Consider the following 19,428-nt stretch of genomic DNA (forward strand, 5'->3'; position numbering starts at 1 on the left):
GATCGTAACCGCACAAGACCCCCGTGCCGAACCGATTTACGACCGCCCGCCCCGGTGCAACGGTGGGCACGGGGGTGGAACCCATGGCACAGACCCATGAATGGATGTTCTACGAGGTCATGTGGCGCGGCTGGGCGGGACGGGCTCAGATGCCCTACCCCGTTCCGTGGTGGGCCCAGGCAGCCTTCCGGCGCTGGAGCGACGACTTCGACTCGGGAACCTACGAATCCAAGGAGGCCGCCTTCGCCTCCAACGCCCTGTACCGCTACTGGCACATGGTGGGCGTCAAGGACCACCGGCAGGAGTCCCTGATCGGGCAGGCGGGCGAGATCGAACCGGTCTACGACAAGTACTGCCTGTCCTTCTTCCTCTACTCACCGTCGACCGGCGCCGTCCGCCTTCCGCAGCTGACGGACGCCGGTGCCGTCGGCCAGCGCATGGAGGCGCCCCATCTGCCGGTGGTCCTGACGACGTTCCGCACCGCCGACGGGACCGAGTTCGTGCAGCGCACCTTCGGGACGGCGATCGGCCCCCGGCAGCGGGACCTCGTCGTGACCCGGCTGACCGTGGGCAGCGCGACCGGGCAGCCGCGCGAGGGCTGGCTGTGCGCGGCCGTCATGCCCGCGGGTCCGAGCGGCTTCCAGCGGCACGACCGCAACGGCCGGCAGATCACTGACCGGCGTCTGACGTACCTGCGCCATCTGCCCGACGAGGGGCGGGTGGAGACGAACTCGGGCTGGGGCCCGGTGTTCGACACGGCCCCCGAGCAGTTCGGCGTGTACGGCAACCCGGACTTCACGTACGACCCTGGCTCCTATCTGACCCGCAATCCGTTCCACGACCTCGTCACGGGCGGCAAGCTGAACGGCGCCGTGCAGGCGCAGGACCAGATCGCCGGGATGTGCAGCGCCGCGTTCGCCTGGCCCTACCGGATCGCCGACGACGAGCTGTTCGAACTCGACGTGCGGCTTCCCGTCGACCTCTACAGCGGGTCCGCCGATCTGGCGGAGATCAAGGCCACTCCCGCCGCGGAGCTGGAGGAGGCCAACCGGGTCTTCTGGACGGACAAGCTGATCGCGCGCGGACTCCAGCCACAACTGCCGCAGCCCGTCGCCCACTTGGCCGACCAGTTCCGCCAGTGCCGCTCGCAGCTCCTGATCCTCTCCGACCACGGCGAGATCCATCCGGGGCCGACGGTGTACGACTCCTTCTGGATCCGTGACTCGTCCGTCGAGGCCACCGCGTGCTCGCTGGTCGGCGACGCGTCGCTGGCCGAGCGCCAGTTGGGCACGCACTATCCGCTCAAGTTCAACCGCGGTTCGGGCCGCATCGGGCCGTGCGCGGAGTACGGCTTCTACGGCGGCCCGCACGAGAAGGACGACCGGGAGTGGGACAGCAACGGCCAGGCACTGTGGGCGATCGGCCGCTTCGACCGGACACACGGCCGGGCCACCGCGTTCGGCGCCAAGCTCTACACGCCGTACGTCATCGACGGCGCCCGGTGGCTGCGGGACAACCGCGACCAGAACGGCCTGCTGCACAGCGGCTGGAGCGCCGAACATCTCGGCGAGCGCCACAAGCCGCACTACTGGGACGACCTGTGGGGCCTGGCAGGGCTCTACGAGGCCGCGCGACTCGCGGAGCGGCTCGGGTCGCCCGACGTCTCCGAACTCTGGGGCGCCTTCGACGACTTGAAGCGGGCCACGGCCGCCTCGATCCGCTGGGTGCTTGAGGAGCAGCGCAGGCAGGGCGCCTGGGAGACGTACATCCCGACCGGGCCCGCCGACGTCGGACGGCTCGACTCGACGATGATCGGAGCGGCGGCGTTCTTCCACCCGCTGCGGCTGCACATGGGCAGCAAGCTGGGCGAGGACATCGACCGGGCGGCCCGCTGGACGCTCGACACGATGTACGCGCACTTCGTGACCGGCGGATACCGCCACGAAGCGGCCTGGAACACCTACGGTCCCTATCTCACGACGCAGTTGGCGCATGCTTATCTGCTGGCCGGTGACACCGAGCGGATGGACGCACTGCTCGGCTGGATCATCGGCGCGTCGCTGCCGCGGACCGACGAGCGTGCGGTGGCGCTCGGCGCGTGGAACGAGCAGCACGCCTTCCCCATCGCCTCCGACTACCGCGAAGTTCCGGGCCGCCACTGGTACATGGGGGACATCCCGCACGGCTGGGCGGCGGCGGAGTATCTGCTCCTGCTCCGCGACATCCTCTTCTTCGAGGCCGACGAGGACCGCGACCCGCACCTCTACATCGCTCCGGGCATACGCCCGCACTGGGTGCCGGACGGCGCCACGGTGGCCGTCGACGACGCCCCGAACCTGTTCGGCGCGCCCTTCGGCTACCGGCTCACCCACGACGCGGGCGCACGGAAGGTGACCGTGGACATCACGCGGGCGCCGAAGCGGGTGCGGTACGTCTATCCGTGCCGGTTCGGCCCGGTGCGGGCGGTCACGGCGGACGGCCGCGACCTGACGGTGACGGGGGACGACGTACACATCCCGGCGGGCACGAGGAGGTTCACGGTCACGTACGCCTGAGGGACGCGCACGTGAGGGGATCAGGTGCGTCTGAGACTGAGCCTCTCCTTCTCCGAGAGGCCGCCCCAGACGCCGAACCGCTCGTCATGGGCCAGGGCGTACTCGAGACACGCGGGGCGCATCTCGCAGAGCTGGCAGATGTACTTGGCCTCGCGCACCGAGCTGCCCGGTTCAGGGAAGAAGAACTCGGATCCGGTCTGGGCGCACAGGGCCTGCTCCTGCCAGGCGAGTTCCGGCTCGGCTGTCATGTCGATCTGCATGCCGCCGATGCTGGCAGGCCGCGCGAAACAGGAAATCAACGAACGATCAACGCTGCGACGTGCACTGTTTCGGGCGCCTGACGTGCGCTGTTTCGGGCGCCTTCAGCCTGAAGTCACCTCTGCCTCCGCCCCGTGACCGCCACTGTCAACCCGCGCCCGGCGCCTCCGGCTGCATCAGCGCGAAGCGCGCCCCCGAGGGATCGGCGAGCTTGGCGAAGCTGCCGACGCCCGCGAGGTCCGTGCGGGCCACCCGCACCGCGCCCCCGGCTGGCTCCACCTCGGCGAGCACCGCGTCGATGTCGGTCACCTGGAAGTACGGAGTCCAGTACGGCCCGGCCTCGGCTTCGTCCGGGGCGTCGGACAGCGGCCACAGGCCCGCGAACATGTCGTCCGCGGTGCCGCCCGCGGGGTGCACCATCGTGTACGAACCGCCCTCGAAGGCCTGGGTGGTGGCGCCCCAGCCGAACACGGAGGCATAGAACTCCTGGGCCGCGGTGATGTCCGGGGTGTAGAGCTCGGTCCAGCACATGCTGTTCGGGGCGTCGACCAGGTCGAGGCCCTTGTTCGTGCCCGGCTGCCACACCGCGAAGGCGACGCCCTGGGCGTCGTTCAGGACGGCCATGCGACCCAGGTCGCCCACGTCCATCACCTCGTACACCATGCTGCCGCCGGCCTGCTCGACCGCCTTCACCGTCGCGTCGGCGTCCGTCGTCTTGAAGTAGATCGTCCAGGACGGGGGCGCCTGGTCGGCGGGGACGGTCATGGCGCCTGCCACGGTCTTCCCGTCCGCCTGATACATGCCATATCCACCGAATTCGGCGCCGCCGGAGCGGAACTCCCATCCGAACAGTGCGCGGTAGAAGGCGTGGACGCCTTCAAGATCCGGGGTGCCGAGGTCCACCCACGTGGGAGCGCCCGCGACATAACGGGTATTGAGCATGATCGACTCCTTTGTCGCATCTCTCTGCCGTCCTTCTGAGTCTGACACCCACCACTGACAGTGCGCGCGTGCTGCCACCTTGTGAAAGAAACAAGATTCTGAGAGCGCTCTCAGTCACAACTCTTGACGACGGAATTGGCCGACGCAACAGTGGTCGCACCACACGGCCACCACCCCCCACACGGCCGCATGACATCCCCCCACACATCCCGGGAGACCTTCCGTGATTTCGCGTCGAGTGTTCCTGTCCACTGCCGCCGGTGCCGCCGGAGCCCTCACCTATCCCGTCTGGGGAAGCGCCCTCAGCCCCGGCGCCAAGGCCGCGCCCGCGACCTGTGAACTCGCCCTGCAGAACAAGTCGTTGCCCGGCGAGGTGCGCGCCTACGTCACCGGACACGAGCAGGGCACCGACCGCTGGGTCCTGCTGAAGCCGGACGGGGGCGTCTACCGTCCCGACTCACCGTCGGCCCCCGAGACTCCGCTGCCGGTCGACTGCGCGATTCCGCTGGGCGCGGCAGGTTCGGCGCCGAAGGTGCTGACGTTGCCTCAGATGTACGGCGCTCGGGTCTACTTCGTGCGGGACGACAAGCTGGACTTCTTCCTGAACCCCGGCCCTTCGCTGGTCGAGCCCGCCTTCGCGACCAAGGAGGACGCCAACTACGGGCGCACCTGGTCGTTCTGCGAATTCACCTTCAACAGCTCGCAGTTGTACGCCAACATCAGCTACGTCGACCTCGTCACGGCCCTGCCCATCGGGCTGACCCTGGAGGGCGACGGCACGCACACGGTGGCCCCGTTGCCGGACGGCGCCGTCGACAAGATAGCCGCCGATCTCGTGGCCCAGGGCGAGAAGGACGGGCAGCCCTGGGGCGATCTGGTGATCCGCGGCGACGGCGACAAGGTGCTCCGGGTCATCTCGCCGCAGAATCTCATGGCCCCGTACTTCGACCGCCCGAACGAGATGCCGTTCCGGGACGTGTGGAACAGCTACATCGACGAGGCGTGGGAGAAGTACCGCGGCACCGACCTGAAGATCGACCTCCAGGGCGGGCGGGGCGTGTTCACGGGTCGAGTGAGCGGCGACACGCTGACGTTCAACGGCGGGCACACGTTCTCGAAGCCGACGTCCAAGGACATCTTCACCTGCAACCACGGGCCCTTCACCAACAACCCCGGGGACTCCGACGACAAGAAGGGCCTGCTCGCGCGGCTCGCGGCGGGCTTCAACCGCAGCATCATGCTGTCGCACGCGGAGCAGCCGAACGGGGCCGGCGCGGGGGACTACTACAAGGGTGACGTGACCAACCACTGGGCCCGTGTGGTGCACGCGAACTCGCCCATCGGTTACGCGTTCCCGTACGACGACGTCCGGCCTGACGGCGAGCCCGATGTGTCCGGGGCGGCGCACGACGGCAACCCGCGCCGGTTCACGGTGAGCGTCGGCTCCTGACACCGGCTCCCGAGCAGGCCCACCCCCCACACGTGCACCGCCCCGTCGCGCACTGGTCGCGACGGGGCGGCATGCCGTCCGGCAGGGATCGCCCGCCGTTCCGGAGACCTACTTGCACTTATTGCCGGCTGCCGGGTTCAGAAGACCGACGACGTTCAGCGAGTTGCCGCACACGTTGACCGGGATCTCGACGGGAACCTGGACGACGTTGCCGCTCAGGACGCCCGGCGAGTTCTGAGCCGTGCCCTCGGCGTAGGCACCGGGGCCGGGGCCGGCAGTGGCGGCGGCCGTACCGGCACCGCCGATGACGGTGACCGCGGCGAAGGCCGCTGCTGCCAGGATCGCGCACTTGCGCATGGTGTTACCTCCGGAAGAGTGGAAGTGCTGCACCGAGCCTCACCCGGCATCGGTGCGACAAAAACACGGGTGGCCCGTGCGGCGGAACGAGGGCACTCGTTCGTGGGACGGAGGGCGGTCTCGGGCCGCCGAGTGGCGGCGCCGGAGGGGGACGGCGAAACGGCACGGCCACGGTGAGGACTCGGCGGACAACGGGCGCCGGGCTGCAGGGCGGCAGGTCCGTGGGGACCCGGGCCACGGGCGGCGGAGGCGCCCACCGGCCGGACGGCGACACAACACAGCGGCGGTTACCACCAGGGCCGGGGCGGGACGCCGGGGCTGCACGGCGACAAGTCCATGGAGGGCGGCCCCGGGCCTCAGGACGACGGCGCCGGAAGCGGCCGCCGGCCGGGCGGCACAGCGGCGGTGACGACCGAGGCCGGGGCGGTCCGGCAGGTTGCACGGCGGCAAGACCGTGGGGCCCGGACGTCAGGGCGACGGCGCCGGGAGGCGGGCGGCCGACGAACGGCGACGCAGCACAGCGGCTGCAAGCACCGGGCCAGCAGCGGACGCCGTGGGGGGAGGGTTGCATGGCGGCACGGCGGCGGGCAGGGCTGCCGGGTCGTGCTGTGGAGTGTCCGGCAGGCGGGGTTCCGGTGGTGCGTGCGGGCCGGGCGCGGTCCGTGGCCGGGCGGCGCGGGGCCGGGAAACCAGCGGGAGCAGGGGGATCTCTTGTTACGCCGACGCTCGTCGGACCAGTTTTGTCGGGAGGACCACGCTTTCTGGGGGGAGGTCGTCACGGGACAGCAGCATTCGGGCCATGAGGCGGCCCATCTCCTCGATGTCCTGGCGCACCGTCGTCAGCGGTGGGTCCACCTGTTCGGCGACCGCCAGCATGTCGTCGAAGCCGACCACCGCGACGTCCTCCGGCACCCGCTTCCCCCGCTCGCGGAGCACCCGAAGCGCCCCCGACGCCGTCAGGTCGTTGGCGGCGAAGACCGCGTCGACGTCGGGGACGCGGTCAAGGAGCTCACGCATCGCCCGCTCACCGCCCGCCGGGGTGAAGTCGCCGTGCGCGACGAACCTCTCCCCCGCCTCCGGAAGCACGTCACGGAAGCCGTCGAGGCGATCCACGGCCGACGTCTGGTCGAGCGCTCCGCTGATGTGCGCGATCCGCGTGCGCCCCAGCGAGAGAAGGTGGCGGACCGCCTCCCTCGCCCCGCCGCGGTTGTCGCAGTCGACGTACGGAGTCGTCACCGTCCCGTCCGGCCACCCGGGCCGGCCGCCGAAGACCGTCGGCACCCCCGCGCCCTGGATGATGCCGGGCAGCGGATCGTCCAGGTGCAGGGAGAAGACGAGGGCGCCGTCCACATGGCCACCGGCCAGGTAGCGGCCGACCCGCATGTGATCGTCCCGCCCCTCCGTGAGCAGCAGCACCAGCTGGACGTCGCGTGACGTCAATTCCTTACTGATGCCCCGTAGTTGAAGTGCGAAGAAGGGGTCGGCGAAGACCCGGGTCTCCGGCTCCGCGATCACCACGGCGACCGCGTCATGCCGCCGGGTCACCAGACTGCGGGCGGCACGGTTCGGGACGTAGCCGAGCTCGTCGACGGCCAGCCTGACCTTCTCGGCCAGCACCTCCCGTACGCCCGTGTCGCCGTTGACGACACGGGACACCGTGGCCCGCGAGACCCCGGCTCGGGCGGCCACGGCCTCCAGGGTGGGGCGCGGGGCGACGCTCGACGGCTCGGTCACGTGGGGCTCCTCGGGGGCGGCTGGCTGGTGCGCCGGTCAGGATACGACCGGACGGCGGGGGCGGGGGACATCCCCCTGACCCCGCCTTTGTCACCCGCCCTTGTCACCCGCCCTCCTCACGCCCGCGCGTCCGCCCTGATCAGCTCGGCCGCCTTCTCCGCGAGCGCCACCGTGGGCGCGTGCGTGTGGCCGCGCGTGATCCGCGGCATGACGGAGGCATCCACGACCCGCAGCGCCGACGTCCCCCGCACCCGGAGCGTCGGATCGGTGACGGAGGCCTTGTCGAGGCCCATCCGGCAGGTGCCGACCGGGTGGTAGAGGGTCTCGGAGGCCCCGCGGATCGTCCGGGCGAGCGTCGCGTCGTCGACCGTGCCCGGATGCGGCGCCAGCGGCCCCGACGTGTACGGACCGAGCGCGGGCCCCGCGAGAAGCTCCTCGGCGCGGCGCACCCCGGCGACGAGCGTGCGGATGTCGGCCTCGGCCGACAGATATCCGGGGTCGATGAGCGGCGCGGAGCCGACGCCCGGTCCCCTCGGCGTGATCCGCCCCTCGCTCTCCGGCTGGAGCAGCACCACGCCGATCGTGATGCCGTGTTCGGTGGGCGGGGTCAGGCCGTGCTGCACGAAGGGGACGGGGGCGTAGACCAACTCGATGTCGGGGGCGGCCAGTTCCGGCCGCGTCTTGATGAAGGCGACGGCCTCGCCGACGTTCGACGTGAGCGGGCCACGCCCGCCGAGCAGGAACCGGCCGACATTGGCGAGGGAGTCCGCGCCGGTCAGCGTGACGGGCTCCGGGCAGCGCATGGTGACCGCGTAGGCGAGATGGTCCTGGAGGTTGCGGCCCACGCCGCGGGACTCGATGCGCGGTTCGATGCCCGCCCTCGCGAGGTCGTCGGGGTCGCCGACACCGGAGGCCTGGAGAAGCTGCGGGGAGCCGATGGCGCCCGCGCTGAGCAGCACCTCGCGGCGGGCGATCAGCTTGCCGGGGACGCCGTCGGCGATGACCCCGGCCACGCGCGTCCCGTCGAACTCCAGCCTGCGGACCCGCGCTTCGGTCAGGACGTCCAGGTTGCGGCGCCGCCTGGCCGGTTTCAGGTACCCGTCGGCGGCGCTCCACCGGCGCCCGCGGCGCTGGTTGACCGGGGTGGGCGCGAAGCCGCTGTGGTCCGGCTCGTTCAGCTCCGTCAGCTCGCGCAGGCCGGCGTCGCGGCAGGCATCGAGGAACGCGCCGGTGGTCGGGTTGAGGGCGCGTGGCGGCGAGATCCAGAGCGGCCCGTCACTGCCGTACACGCTGCCCGCGCCGGAGCCGCCCGCCCCGCCCGCCCACCGCTCCGCGCGCCGGAAGTACGGCTCCAACGCGTCGTAGGACCACTCGGGCCCCGCGGCCTCACCCCAGGCGTTGTAGTCGTCGCGGTGGCCGCGCACCCACATCATGGCGTTCATCGAGGACGAGCCGCCCAGCGTGTGGCCGCGCGGCCAGTACAGTTCACGGCCGTCGAGCGCGGACTGCTTCACGGTGCAGTAGTCCCAGTCGTAGGGCGTCTTGAACAGCTTCGGGAAAGCCGCCGGGACGCGGATCTCGGGCTTGCGGTCGCGTGGCCCCGACTCGACGAGCGCCACCCGCACCGCGGGGTCTTCGGAGAGCCGCGCGGCGAGGACGCATCCCGCGGAACCGGCACCGACGATGACGTAGTCGTACACGCTGTCCTTGCTCAACTCGGCTCCCTTGAATGGCAGTTCACGGAGGGATGCGCACAGGGGACGTACGGGTGCTGCGCGTGGATGACGCGTACAAGGAGTACACCCAACGTGCACCTCTGGGTAAAGGGATGGCGCGAGGATCGGCCTGTCCTACACGATCTCCACATGACGAACAGAAAGGGCGACGCCGAGCACCGCACCCGGCCGACCGCGCAGAGCGCTCGGCCCCTCTCCCGGCCCCACGCGCCGAAGACGCCGGACACGCCGGACACGCCGCTCACCCCGTACGCGCGGCTGCCCCGCCGCTTTCACGACCGCCACATCGCGCACAGCACCGTCGACGCCTTCGGGCAGGCCCACTGGCTGCTCACCGCGCGCCAACCGGGTCCCGGACGTGGCGCGATGAAGCCGTACGACGCGGTGGTCGTCACCGTCGACACCGACGGCAGGGACCACGCGTCGGAGCTCAGCGCGGTGCGGGCTCGCTTCCCGCAGGTCGACGCGCTGCCCGACGGCGGCTTCGTCGTGGCGGACGCGCGCAGCCGCAGATCCGAGCAGCACGTGCAGATCTTCGACGCGCTCGGGCGGGAGTCCTGGGCTTTCCGCGTCGGCGACGGCATCGAGTCGCTCCTGACCGATCGGGCCGGGCGGCTGTGGGTCGGCTACTTCGACGAAGGCGTCTTCGGGGACGACGAGCTCAGCCACCCGGGCCTGCGCTGCTGGAGTGCGCAGGGCGAGCCCCTGTGGGTGTACGAGGCGTCGAAGGGCACGAGCGAGATCTACGACTGTTACGCCCTCAATGTGACGGACGAAGCGGTCTGGGTCTGCGCCTACACCGACTTCTCCCTCTTGGAGGTCCGCACGGGCCTGGGGGCCCGCACGGGCCGCGCGGTCCGGCAGCGCGCGAACGACGTGGCGGGCGCCCACGCGCTGGCCGTGGGCAAGGGTCAGGTGACCTTCTTCGGCGGGTACGGCGACGAGCACGACCGGCTCGTGCACGCCGAGCTGTGGCACGAGGAGGTCCGGCCGTACGCCTCCGGACGGCTCGTCGGCCCCGACGGAGACCCGCTCGGGCAGCGCAGGACCGTCAGCCGCGGCCCGCGGATCTACGTACAGGTGGAGCCGTTCAGGGCGTGGACCGTCCTCGACATCGGCGCCCTCACCGTGTGACGCCGCGCCCCGACGCCCTATCCGTGATCGTGCCCGGACGCACCGGACTTCTTCGCGGCCGAAGGATGATGCGGCTCGTAGTCCGGGATGGTGCCGTCCGCCTTCTTCACCAGGAAGTACCCGGCCATGCCCATGTCGGAGTGGCTCTGCACATGGCAGTGGTACATCCACGCGCCCGCGCCCACCCCCTCCCCCGCGATGACCTGGAAGCCGAAGGAGTCACCGGGCCCGGTGATCTTGTCGTCGAGGACCTGGCTCGGGTCGTCGGGGCCGGTCAGAAGGCCCGTGCGGTTGTCCGCCCAGCGGTGACCGTGGACGTGGAACGTGTGGTAGTACTCGCCGTGCGTGATCGAGATGAACTCGATCCGATCGCCCACGGTGGCCTCGAAGTTGGGGCTGTCGTGGCCCGCCTTGTTGTTGATCGTCATGTCGTTGAAGACGATCGTGAACGTCTTGTCCGGCAGCAGGTCGCCCTTGCGCCGCACGACCAGCGCGCCGTAGAGCCCCTTGCGCACGCCGCCCGTCCCGTGATCGGTGCCGACGACGTGGTCGTGGTAGTGCCAGTAGCCCGCCGTGCCGGGGCGCCAGGTGCCGTCCTTGCGGCGGCCCGGCGCGTGGGTGCGCCAGGTGTAGGTCCGCTTGCCGCCCGGCTCGACGTGGCTCTTGGTGTGTCTGGTGCCGTCGCTGGAGATCTCGTAGTCCATGCCGTGCACGTGCAGGCTGGCGTCCACGTCCATCGTGTTCTCGAACTCGATGTGCAGGGTGTCGCCCTCGTTCAGCTCGATGAGCGGGCCGGGGATCGACGCCTTGCCCTTCTCCAGGCCGTAGCCCATCTGCCCGTCCGGCAGCTTCTCGGCGTACATCTTGATGCGGCGCACCTCGCCGCCCGCGGGGGCCGTCTTGGGCCCTTCGGCCGTGCTCGCCTCGGGCGCGGTGGCCAGCGACAACGATGTCACCCCGGCCGTCGCGACCGCTCCGCCCACGAGCATCCGTCGGTTGAAGCTGCGTCGGTCCATGCCGAACTCCCCACTGCGGTACGGAGACTGACGGGGCGCAGGCGGCCCCCGGGACGGCCACACGGTATCGGGGAGATCTGCGTTTATCCACACGCAGGACAAAGTTCGCGGTATTCCGTCCGTACCTATTGGCGCATGGCAAAAAGAGGTCTAGCTTCGTCCGCGCCTGTTGCTGTGACCGACGAGGGGTGGGTGTACTCATGCGGCTCACACCGCATCAAGAGCCCTTGGCTGTACGAGGGTTGAGCAGAGCCAGACGCAGAACGAACCGCAACGACCACAACCGGAGCCGCGCACGCCGCGCCTGGGCCGCTGCCCTGATCTCCGGGGTCATGGTCACCGGCGCGCTCTCCACACAGGCCGCCACCGCGCGGCCCTATCCCGAGCCACCGTTGACAACGATGTCCCTGCCGTCACCGCCCGGCCAGGCGAACGTGCGCGTCCTCGTCTTCCACGGCTCGGCGGCGGACGGCGACGAGTCGCCCGTCGTGAACGCCGGCATCGAGGCCATCGAGAAGATCGGCCAGAGCGGTCCGGCCGCCGAGCGGTTCAAGATCGTGGCGACCGCCGATCCCTCGGTCTTCACGAACGAGGCCAAGCTCGGCAAGTTCAACGCCGTGGCCTTCCTGACCGGTGGCGGCGACGTCCTCGACGCCGAGCAGGAAGCCGGCCTCGAGGCCTTCATGGAGGCGGGCGGCGGTTTCGTCGGCATCCATGACGCGGCCCGCGCCGAGCCGTACTCGACCTGGTTCACCGGCCTGATCGGTGCCCGCCCGGCGGACTCCAGCCCGACGAACGTGCAGCGCGCCACCGTCGAGGTCGGCGACCGGGAGAATCCGGCCACCAAGGACCTGCCCCTGGAGTGGAAGCGCCCCGACCAGTGGCTGAACTGGACCAAGAACCCGACCGGCGAGGTCCACACCGTGGCCCGCGTACGGGAGTCCACTTACCAGCCCGGCGAGAGCAAGAACGGCGCCGACCACCCGGTCTCCTGGTGCCGTGACTACGACGGCGGACGCTCCTTCTACACCGGTATGGGCGGCACGGCGGCCTCGTACGACGAGACGGACTTCCGTCAGCACCTGCGCGGCGCCCTGCTCTGGACGAGCCGCATCGCGCGCGCCGACTGCAAGTCGACCATCACCGCCAACTACAAGGCGTCGCGCCTGACCCAGCCCAACCAGCCGGGCCAGAACGACCAGATCGGTGAGCCGCACGGCCTGGTCACCGCGCCCGACGGCCGTGTCTTCTACATCGGCCGCGGCGGCGCCGACTCCTCCCAGCCGGTCATCACCGACTGGAACAACCCGAACATCGGCAAGGGCAAGGGCGAGATCCACGTCTACGACCCCAAGACCAAGAAGACGACGCTCGCCGGAGCGCTCACGATCTTCGGCAACAAGGGCGGCGGCGATGAGCTGATCAAGGTCGAGGAGGGCCTGCTCGGCATCGAGCTCGACCCGAAGTTCGAGCAGAACGGCTGGGTGTACCTGCACTACACACCCCACTCGAAGATCAACCGTGAGACGCACATGGCCGAGCGTTACGTCTCGCGCTTCACGCTCGACCAGACCACGAACAAGCTGGACCTCGCCAGCGAGAAGGTCCTGCTCAAGTGGCCCGTGCAGATCCACAGTTGCTGCCACGCGGGTGGCGGCATGGCGTGGGACTCCAAGAACAACCTCTACATCGCGACCGGCGACAACAACTCGTCGGGCTTCAGCAACGGATACTCCGGCAACAACCCGGAGCCCAACTTCAAGGGTGTCTCCTTCGCCGACGCGCGCCGCACGGCGGGCAACACCAACAACCTCAACGGCAAGATCCTGCGCATCCACCCGGAGGCCGACGGGACGTACACGCTCCCGGAGGGCAATCTCTTCACCGGCAAGGAGCCGGACGAGGGCGGCGGCAAGACGCGCGGCGAGATCTATGTGATGGGTGTCCGCAACCCGGCGCGCATCTCCGTCGACAAGAAGACGGACACGCTGTACGCGGGCTGGGTCGGCCCGGACGCGGGCGCGCCGTCGACGACGTGGGGCCCGGCGAAGTACGACACGTTCGCCGCCATCACCCACGCCTCCAACCGCGGCTGGCCGTACTGCATGGGCAACAACCAGCCCTACCGCGACCGTAATCTGCCGGACCCGACGAAGCCGCTCGGCTGGTACGACTGCAAGAACCTCAAGAACGAGTCGCCCAACAACGACGGTCTGGTCAACATCCCGCCGGCCGAGCCGAACAACATCTGGTACTCGCCGCAGGGCGGCGGCGTCGACTACCCGCGCGACGCGAAGGGCGTCCCGAGCTACAAGCAGGAGGAGCAGAAGATCCTCCTGCCGTGGCTCAAGGGCGGCGGCCAGGCCACGATGAACGGCCCGGTCTACCGCTTCGACGCGGCCAACACCAGCGCGGACAAGTGGCCTTCGTACTGGGACGGCAAATGGTTCGTCGGCGACTTCTACGACGCCGACCAGCCGCGGCACGCGGTCCTGACCGACCCGAAGACGGTCGGCAAGGGCGGTCTGCCCACGCACGCCGAGTCCCTGAAGAAGATCATCCCGATCGGCAACGACGGCATCAAGAACCTCATGGACTGGAAGTTCGCCCCGGACGGTTCGCTCTATGTCCTCGACTACGGCCGCGGGTTCTTCACCTCGGACGCCAAGTCGGCTCTATGGCGCGTCACTTACTCGGGCGGCGCGGCCACACCGGCCGCCAAGGACCTCGCAAGGAAGGCCGGATGATGCCGACGGTACGACAGCGAAGACTCTGGACGGCGCTTCTCGCGTCGCTCCTGATGGTGCTCGGCCTGACCTCCACGGCGGCGAGCCAGCCCGACAACCCGGGCAGGGCGGCGGCCCAGACCCTGACCTGGACCGCGGACAACGCGATCGACAAGTACGCCTCCGCGCCCACCACGGCGGTCGCGGGCGCGACGACGATCGTCTTCGAGAACAGCAAGGCGACCGGCAACGACACCGGCATGCCGCACACGCTGACGTTCGACGTCTCGGACCCCGAGTACAACAACGACGTACCGCTGAACATCCTGGCCAACCCGAACGACGACCAGGGCGGCAAGCACACGGCCGAGGTCACCCTGACGCCCGGCCGGTACCGCTACCACTGCACCATCCCCGGCCACGGCTCCATGCAGGGCATCCTCGTGGTGACCGAGGGCGGCGGCGAGGACACCACCGCCCCCGAGACCGCTGCCAAGGTCGAAGGGCAGACCAACTCCGATGGCGCGTACGTCGGTTCCGCCACCGTCGCGGTGACGGCGACCGACGAGGGTTCGGGCGTCGACAAGACCGAGTTCGCGGTCGGGGCGGACGGCCCCTGGCAGCCGTACACGGCACCCGTGGTCGTCGACCAGGTCGGCACCCACAAGATCCGATATCGCGCGAGCGACAAGGCGGGCAACGTGGCGGCGGAGAAGTCCGTCGACTTCACGGTGGTCCCGCCGTCGACCGACGACAAGACGCCGCCGGAGACCTCGGCGACGGTGACCGGCGAGAAGAACGACAAGGGCGAGTACGTCGGGATGGCGACCGTCACCGTGACGGCGTCCGACACCGGCTCCGGCGTCAACAAGATCGAGTACGCGGTCGGTGACGGCGGCGAGTGGACGGCCTACACCGCGCCGGTCATGGTCCACGCGGCGGGCGCGCACAAGATCCGCTACCGCGCGTCGGACAAGGCGGGCAACCAGGCGGCCGAGAAGTCCGTCGAGTTCACCGTGGTCACGCCGCCGGTCGAGGACAAGACGCCGCCGGAGACGACCGCGAAGGTCGAGGGCACCAAGAACTCGGACGGCGCGTACGTCGGCAAGGCGAAGGTCTCGGTCAGCGCGACCGACGCCGACTCCGGGGTCGACAAGGTCGAGTACTCCCTGGACGGCGGCCCGTATCTCGCGTACGGCGACCCGGTGGTCGTCGACCGCGTGGGCCGGCACACGGTGGCCTACCGCGCGAGCGACAAGGCGGGCAACACCTCGGTGGCCAAGGACGTGTCCTTCACCGTCGCGGAGGGCGGCGGGGTCCCGGCCCCCAACTGCGCCGAGTTCGACGAGCGTCTGACGGTCATCGTCGGCACGGTCGACACGGGCATCCCGAACCGCGTCACCAATAACCGGTGCCGGATCAACGAGATGATCGAGGACGAGAAGGAGTGGACGTCCCACGCGCTCTTCCTGAAGCACGTCAAGAGCGTCACGGACAAGCTCCTGAAGGCCGGTGAGATCGACCAGCGCGAGTACAACAAGATCAACAAAGCCGCCAAGCAGTCCGGCATCGGCAAGCCGGGCCAGACCGAGGGCTACCGCAAAATCTTCGACGGCACCCAGGAGTCCCTGAACAAGTGGGAACAGGTCGGTGGCGGCAAGTTCGGCCTGAACGCCGACGGTTCGATCACCAGCAGCACCACCGTCGAAGGCATGGGCATGCTGTGGTTCCCCGAGCGGAAGTACGGCGACTTCTCGCTGAAGCTGCAGTGGCGGGACGACGCGCCGGGCAACGGCAACGCCAACGGCGGCGCCTTCGTGCGCTTCCCGCAGGTCCACGACCACCCGGAGGAGTCACGTCCGGAGTGGGTCGCCATCAAGTACGGGCACGAGGTGCAGATGCTCGACCGGCCTGACGGCGACATGTACAAGACGGGGTCGATCTACGGCTTCGACCGGGTGGGTCTCGGCGGCGCCGGCGTCACCCCGAAGGGCACGTGGAACGACTACGAGATCAAGGTGGTGGACCAGCACTACTCGATCTACCGCAACGGCGTCCTGATCAACGAGTTCGACAACACGGGCGGCCAGGTCTTCACGCCGCCGCGTGGCGACGACCCGGGCACGGACGGACGGCGTTACTCGTCCGGCTATGTCGGGCTCCAGGTGCACGGGGTCACGGACGTGATCTCGTACCGGGACATCAGGATCAAGGAGCTGTAGGAGCCGACCTCCGGCAACGGCTTCGGCCCCCGCACCCCGACCAGGGGGGCGGGGGCCGTTGTCAGTGGCGTGCGGCATGCTTCTGATCAACGGGATCGAGGCACGGGGGAACCACCATGACCGCAGGAACACTCACGGGGATCGAGGACGTCGACTGGGCGTCGATGAACCACGCGTACGGCGACGCGTCAGACGTGCCGGATCTGCTGCGCGGGCTCGCCTCCGCCGACCCGGCCGAGCGTGACACGGCGCTGGACGGGATGTACGGGGCGGTGCACCACCAGGGCGATGTGTACGACTCGACGGTGGCCTGCGTCCCCTTCCTCTTCGACCTCCTTGCCGACGCCTCGGTCCGTGACCGGGGCGCGATCGTCGGTCTGCTGCGCGGCATCGCGGGCGAGACGGAGCCGGACCCGAACGAGATCGGCGGGCTCTTCGAGGACGAGGAGGAGGACGCGGCGTGGGTGGCGAACTTCGTCGACGCCGCGGCGCTGATCCGGGGCCGGGCCGACGACTTCCTGGACCATCTCACCGACGCCGACCCGGAGTTGCGCGCGGCTGCCCCGGGCGCCCTGGCCCACCTGCACCCCGACCCCGCACGCGTTTTCACGGCCCTGCGCGACCGCCTTCCGCTGGAGCGGGACGGCGAGGCCGTACGTTCCCTGGCGATGGCGGTCGGCGTGCTCGGTGTGCGCCACGCGGAGCTGCGGACCGAGGCTGGCCGGCTTCTCTCGGAGGTTCTCGCCGCGGGCGCCGGGGATCCGGAGCTGCGGCTGACCGTGCTGGCCCAACTGGCGAGGTGCGCACCGGATCTGCTTCCCGAGGACACCGTGGACATCGCCGTCAAGGTGATGCGGATCGCGCACGAGGAAGGGCCCGCGGCGGCGGAGGACGAGGAGAACACTCCGGAGAGGCCGCGGACGGACACGATGCTGTCCTACCTGCGCGACCTGGAGGCCGCCCACCGGGCGAGCATCGACGCGCACCTGGCCGACGATCTGCTCAGGGATCTGCACATCGCCCTGGACGACCGGACGGAGGAGCGGTTCGGGCTGCTCCACGCGCAGTTGCAGACCTCGGACCGGGGACAGCGCCTGGCCGCGGTCAAGGAGTGCGGACTCCTCCTGACGGGCTGGCGCGCGCCGAACGACCTGGCGGTGGTGCTGCTCGCCCGCCAACTGATCGAGCACGACGAGACGTTGTCGCGTAACGCGCTGAACGAACTGGCGTGGGTGCACCCGGTCGCCCATAGGGTGGCGGACGTCCTGGAGGTGTGCCTGGTCGAGTGGGAGGACGACTGGGAGCCCGCCGACTGGGACGAGTCACTGTTCGGGCGCGCCCTCAAGGCGCTGGCTCTCCAGGGGGACGCGCGGGCGGTGCCGTATCTGGCGGCGGTCCTCGAGAGCGACGGGTACGTGCCGGAGTACCTGGACCGCTGGGTCGAGGCGATCGGTCCGGCGGCCGGGGCCCGCCTCGCACCCGTCCTGCACCAGCGCCTGGCCGAACCGGGCCGCGTCCGGCGCGGGGAGTCCCGGTCCAGGCTGATCAGCGCCCTCGGGGTCCTCACGCCCACCGCGTCGCTGCCTCTGCTCATGGCCACCCTGCACGGGGACCACCGCGGCGCGGCGTTCGCAGCCGTCGGCCGGTACGGCAGCGCGGCGGCGCAGGCGGCGCCACGGCTTCGACAGGTGGCGTCCGACGCGTCCAAGAGCGATCCGCACCGCCTGGATGCCGCGGACGCCCTCTGGTCGGTGACCGGCGCGGCAGAGGACGTCCTGCCCGTGCTGCGCGACGCCCTCGCGTCGGACGGGTCGTTCGCCCGGACCGGGGCGGTGCGCATCGCCGGCAGGCTCGGCCCCGCGGCGGCACCGCTCGTCCCCCGCCTGCGGGAGCTGATGGCGGAGAGCGAGTACCTCCGGGCGGAGACCGCGATCGCCCTCTGGCACATACGGGCGGACGCGTCGGAGGTCCTGCCGGTGCTCATCGACCAGTGGACAACGACTCCCCGCTCCCGCCCCGCGACAGCCGCATGCCTCAAGGAGATGGGCCCGGCGGCAGCCCCGGCACTCCCCCTGCTCCACCGCGAACTCGCGTCGACACGGCGACACGACAACTACGGGGCGGAGGGCAACATGCGCTACGACGTCGCGAGCGACGAGGCCTTGCTGCGCGACTGCCGGAGCCTGGTGGCCGCGCTGAAGCCCTAGGCCGCTACTCCTCGTGCTTCGCCCGGCTCGGCTGGACACGCTTGGGCTCGCCCGGCATCTTCGGGTACTCCGGCGGATAGGGCAGGTCGCCGCGGCCGTGCTCCCGCTCGTCCTTGGCCGCGAGTTCGAGGAGCGCGTCCAGGGTGAAGGCGTGTTGCTCCATGTCCGCGTGCACGTCGCCGACCTCGGCGAACCGCTCGGGCATCGTGCCGATGTCGAAGTCCTCGGGCACCGCGTCGTCGATCTCGTCCCAGCGCAGCGGCGCCGACACGGGGGCGTTCGGCCGGGGGCGCACCGAGTAGGCGGAGGCGATGGTGCGGTCGCGGGCGGCCTGGTTGTAGTCGACGAAGATCTTCTCCCCGCGCTCCTCCTTCCACCACGCGGTGGTGACCTGGTCCGGCATGCGGCGCTCCAGCTCCCGGCCACAGGCGATCACGGCACGGCGCACCCCGGTGAAGTCCCACCGCGGTTCGATCGGCACGAAGACGTGCAGGCCGCGCCCGCCGGAGGTCTTGGGCCAGCCCCGGAGGCCGTACTCGTCCAGGACCGCGCGGAGCTCGTGCGCGGCGCGGACCGCGTCGGCGTAGTCCGTGCCGGGCTGCGGGTCCAGGTCGATGCGGAGCTCGTCGGGGTGGTCGGTGTCGCCGCGCCGCACCGGCCAGGGGTGGAAGGTCAGCGTGTTGAACTGGGCGGCCCAGACGACCGCGCCCACTTCCGTGGGGCACATCTCCTCGGCGGTGCGGCCGCTGGGGAAGGCGATGACGGCCGTGGGGATCCAGTCGGGGTGGTTCTTCGGGATGCGTTTCTGGTAGAAGAACTCGCCGGCGACCCCGTCCGGGAAGCGCTGGAGCGTCGTGGGGCGGTCCCGCAGGGCGCGTACGATCCCGTCGCCGACCGCGATGAAGTAGCGGGCGACGTCCAGCTTGGTGAAGCCCCGCTCCGGAAAGACGACCTTGTCCGGACTGGAGAGCCGCACCGTACGCCCGCCCGCGTCGAGCTCCACCGCTTTACCACCCATGCCGCCACGCTAGGCGCAACGGAGATAAGTCGCATACCGGGCACAAAGCGGCGTATGGGCCCAGAATCGGAGC

At 70.3% G+C, this 19,428-nt stretch carries 13 protein-coding genes; 6 read left to right on the forward strand and 7 right to left on the reverse strand.

The window, feature by feature from the left end; translation table 11 throughout:
- Window positions 1–83 precede the first annotated feature (83 nt).
- The gene (locus tag AB0I66_RS11920) at window positions 84–2,555 is read left to right on the forward strand and encodes a hypothetical protein (RefSeq protein WP_363207613.1); all 2,472 of its coding nucleotides are present in this window, start codon (window positions 84–86) and stop codon (window positions 2,553–2,555) included.
- Window positions 2,556–2,575: 20 nt separating this feature from the next.
- Here the strand turns inward: AB0I66_RS11920 and AB0I66_RS11925 are convergent, their stop codons facing one another.
- Window positions 2,576–2,815, reverse strand: a complete 240-nt coding sequence (locus tag AB0I66_RS11925) for a WhiB family transcriptional regulator (RefSeq protein ID WP_160508634.1) — start codon at window positions 2,813–2,815, stop codon at window positions 2,576–2,578.
- Between the two features lie 145 nt (window positions 2,816–2,960).
- A complete protein-coding gene (locus tag AB0I66_RS11930; protein ID WP_363207614.1) occupies window positions 2,961–3,755 on the reverse strand; it encodes a VOC family protein in 795 nt (264 codons plus the stop codon).
- 223 nt (window positions 3,756–3,978) lie between these two features.
- Between AB0I66_RS11930 and AB0I66_RS11935 the strand changes: the two genes are divergently transcribed.
- The gene (locus AB0I66_RS11935; protein ID WP_363207615.1) at window positions 3,979–5,205 is read left to right on the forward strand and encodes a glycoside hydrolase family 64 protein; all 1,227 of its coding nucleotides are present in this window, start codon (window positions 3,979–3,981) and stop codon (window positions 5,203–5,205) included.
- 108 nt (window positions 5,206–5,313) lie between these two features.
- Here AB0I66_RS11935 and AB0I66_RS11940 read toward each other — a convergent pair whose 3' ends face one another.
- The 3 genes from AB0I66_RS11940 to AB0I66_RS11950 form a co-directional block, all read right to left on the reverse strand.
- Window positions 5,314–5,562, reverse strand: a complete 249-nt coding sequence (locus AB0I66_RS11940; protein ID WP_363207616.1) for a chaplin — start codon at window positions 5,560–5,562, stop codon at window positions 5,314–5,316.
- Between the two features lie 714 nt (window positions 5,563–6,276).
- Window positions 6,277–7,296 carry a LacI family DNA-binding transcriptional regulator gene (locus tag AB0I66_RS11945; RefSeq protein WP_363207617.1) on the reverse strand — a complete coding sequence of 340 codons (1,020 nt, stop codon included), beginning with the start codon at window positions 7,294–7,296 and terminating at the stop codon, window positions 6,277–6,279.
- Between the two features lie 116 nt (window positions 7,297–7,412).
- On the reverse strand, window positions 7,413–9,011 hold the full coding sequence (locus AB0I66_RS11950; RefSeq protein WP_363207618.1) for a GMC family oxidoreductase N-terminal domain-containing protein: 1,599 nt from the start codon (window positions 9,009–9,011) through the stop codon (window positions 7,413–7,415).
- A 150-nt stretch (window positions 9,012–9,161) separates the two neighbouring features.
- On the opposite strand from AB0I66_RS11950, the gene AB0I66_RS11955 reads away from it, so the two are divergent.
- Window positions 9,162–10,166 (forward strand): hypothetical protein, encoded by a 1,005-nt coding sequence (locus AB0I66_RS11955; RefSeq protein ID WP_363207619.1) that lies wholly within the window; start codon window positions 9,162–9,164, stop codon window positions 10,164–10,166.
- 17 nt (window positions 10,167–10,183) lie between these two features.
- Here AB0I66_RS11955 and AB0I66_RS11960 read toward each other — a convergent pair whose 3' ends face one another.
- A complete protein-coding gene (locus tag AB0I66_RS11960; protein WP_363207620.1) occupies window positions 10,184–11,182 on the reverse strand; it encodes a multicopper oxidase domain-containing protein in 999 nt (332 codons plus the stop codon).
- 332 nt (window positions 11,183–11,514) lie between these two features.
- Between AB0I66_RS11960 and AB0I66_RS11965 the strand changes: the two genes are divergently transcribed.
- From AB0I66_RS11965 to AB0I66_RS11975, 3 genes are all read left to right on the forward strand, one after another.
- The gene (locus AB0I66_RS11965) at window positions 11,515–13,929 is read left to right on the forward strand and encodes a ThuA domain-containing protein (RefSeq protein ID WP_363207888.1); all 2,415 of its coding nucleotides are present in this window, start codon (window positions 11,515–11,517) and stop codon (window positions 13,927–13,929) included.
- Complete coding sequence (locus AB0I66_RS11970; RefSeq protein ID WP_363207621.1) at window positions 13,926–16,130, forward strand: family 16 glycoside hydrolase; 2,205 nt, start codon at window positions 13,926–13,928, stop codon at window positions 16,128–16,130. Before AB0I66_RS11965 ends, AB0I66_RS11970 begins: the two co-directional genes overlap by 4 nt.
- A 116-nt stretch (window positions 16,131–16,246) precedes the next feature.
- Window positions 16,247–18,337 carry a HEAT repeat domain-containing protein gene (locus AB0I66_RS11975; protein WP_363207622.1) on the forward strand — a complete coding sequence of 697 codons (2,091 nt, stop codon included), beginning with the start codon at window positions 16,247–16,249 and terminating at the stop codon, window positions 18,335–18,337.
- Between the two features lie 4 nt (window positions 18,338–18,341).
- Here AB0I66_RS11975 and ligD read toward each other — a convergent pair whose 3' ends face one another.
- The gene (gene ligD, locus AB0I66_RS11980; RefSeq protein ID WP_363207623.1) at window positions 18,342–19,355 is read right to left on the reverse strand and encodes a non-homologous end-joining DNA ligase; all 1,014 of its coding nucleotides are present in this window, start codon (window positions 19,353–19,355) and stop codon (window positions 18,342–18,344) included.
- Window positions 19,356–19,428 lie beyond the last annotated feature (73 nt).

Origin of the sequence: Streptomyces sp. NPDC050439, from assembly GCF_040655335.1 — a bacterium.
Taxonomy (GTDB): Bacteria; Actinomycetota; Actinomycetes; order Streptomycetales; family Streptomycetaceae; genus Streptomyces.

Bases quoted from the DNA above. Each gene is read 5' to 3' on its own strand.
- AB0I66_RS11940 (WP_363207616.1), bottom strand. From the start codon at position 5,562: ATGCGCAAGTGCGCGATCCTGGCAGCAGCGGCCTTCGCCGCGGTCACC.
- AB0I66_RS11960 (WP_363207620.1), bottom strand. From the start codon at position 11,182: ATGGACCGACGCAGCTTCAACCGACGGATGCTCGTGGGCGGAGCGGTC.
- AB0I66_RS11925 (WP_160508634.1), bottom strand. From the start codon at position 2,815: ATGCAGATCGACATGACAGCCGAGCCGGAACTCGCCTGGCAGGAGCAG.
- AB0I66_RS11975 (WP_363207622.1), top strand. From the start codon at position 16,247: ATGACCGCAGGAACACTCACGGGGATCGAGGACGTCGACTGGGCGTCG.
- AB0I66_RS11970 (WP_363207621.1), top strand. From the start codon at position 13,926: ATGATGCCGACGGTACGACAGCGAAGACTCTGGACGGCGCTTCTCGCG.
- AB0I66_RS11955 (WP_363207619.1), top strand. From the start codon at position 9,162: ATGACGAACAGAAAGGGCGACGCCGAGCACCGCACCCGGCCGACCGCG.
- ligD (WP_363207623.1), bottom strand. From the start codon at position 19,355: ATGGGTGGTAAAGCGGTGGAGCTCGACGCGGGCGGGCGTACGGTGCGG.
- AB0I66_RS11920 (WP_363207613.1), top strand. From the start codon at position 84: ATGGCACAGACCCATGAATGGATGTTCTACGAGGTCATGTGGCGCGGC.
- AB0I66_RS11930 (WP_363207614.1), bottom strand. From the start codon at position 3,755: ATGCTCAATACCCGTTATGTCGCGGGCGCTCCCACGTGGGTGGACCTC.
- AB0I66_RS11965 (WP_363207888.1), top strand. From the start codon at position 11,515: ATGGTCACCGGCGCGCTCTCCACACAGGCCGCCACCGCGCGGCCCTAT.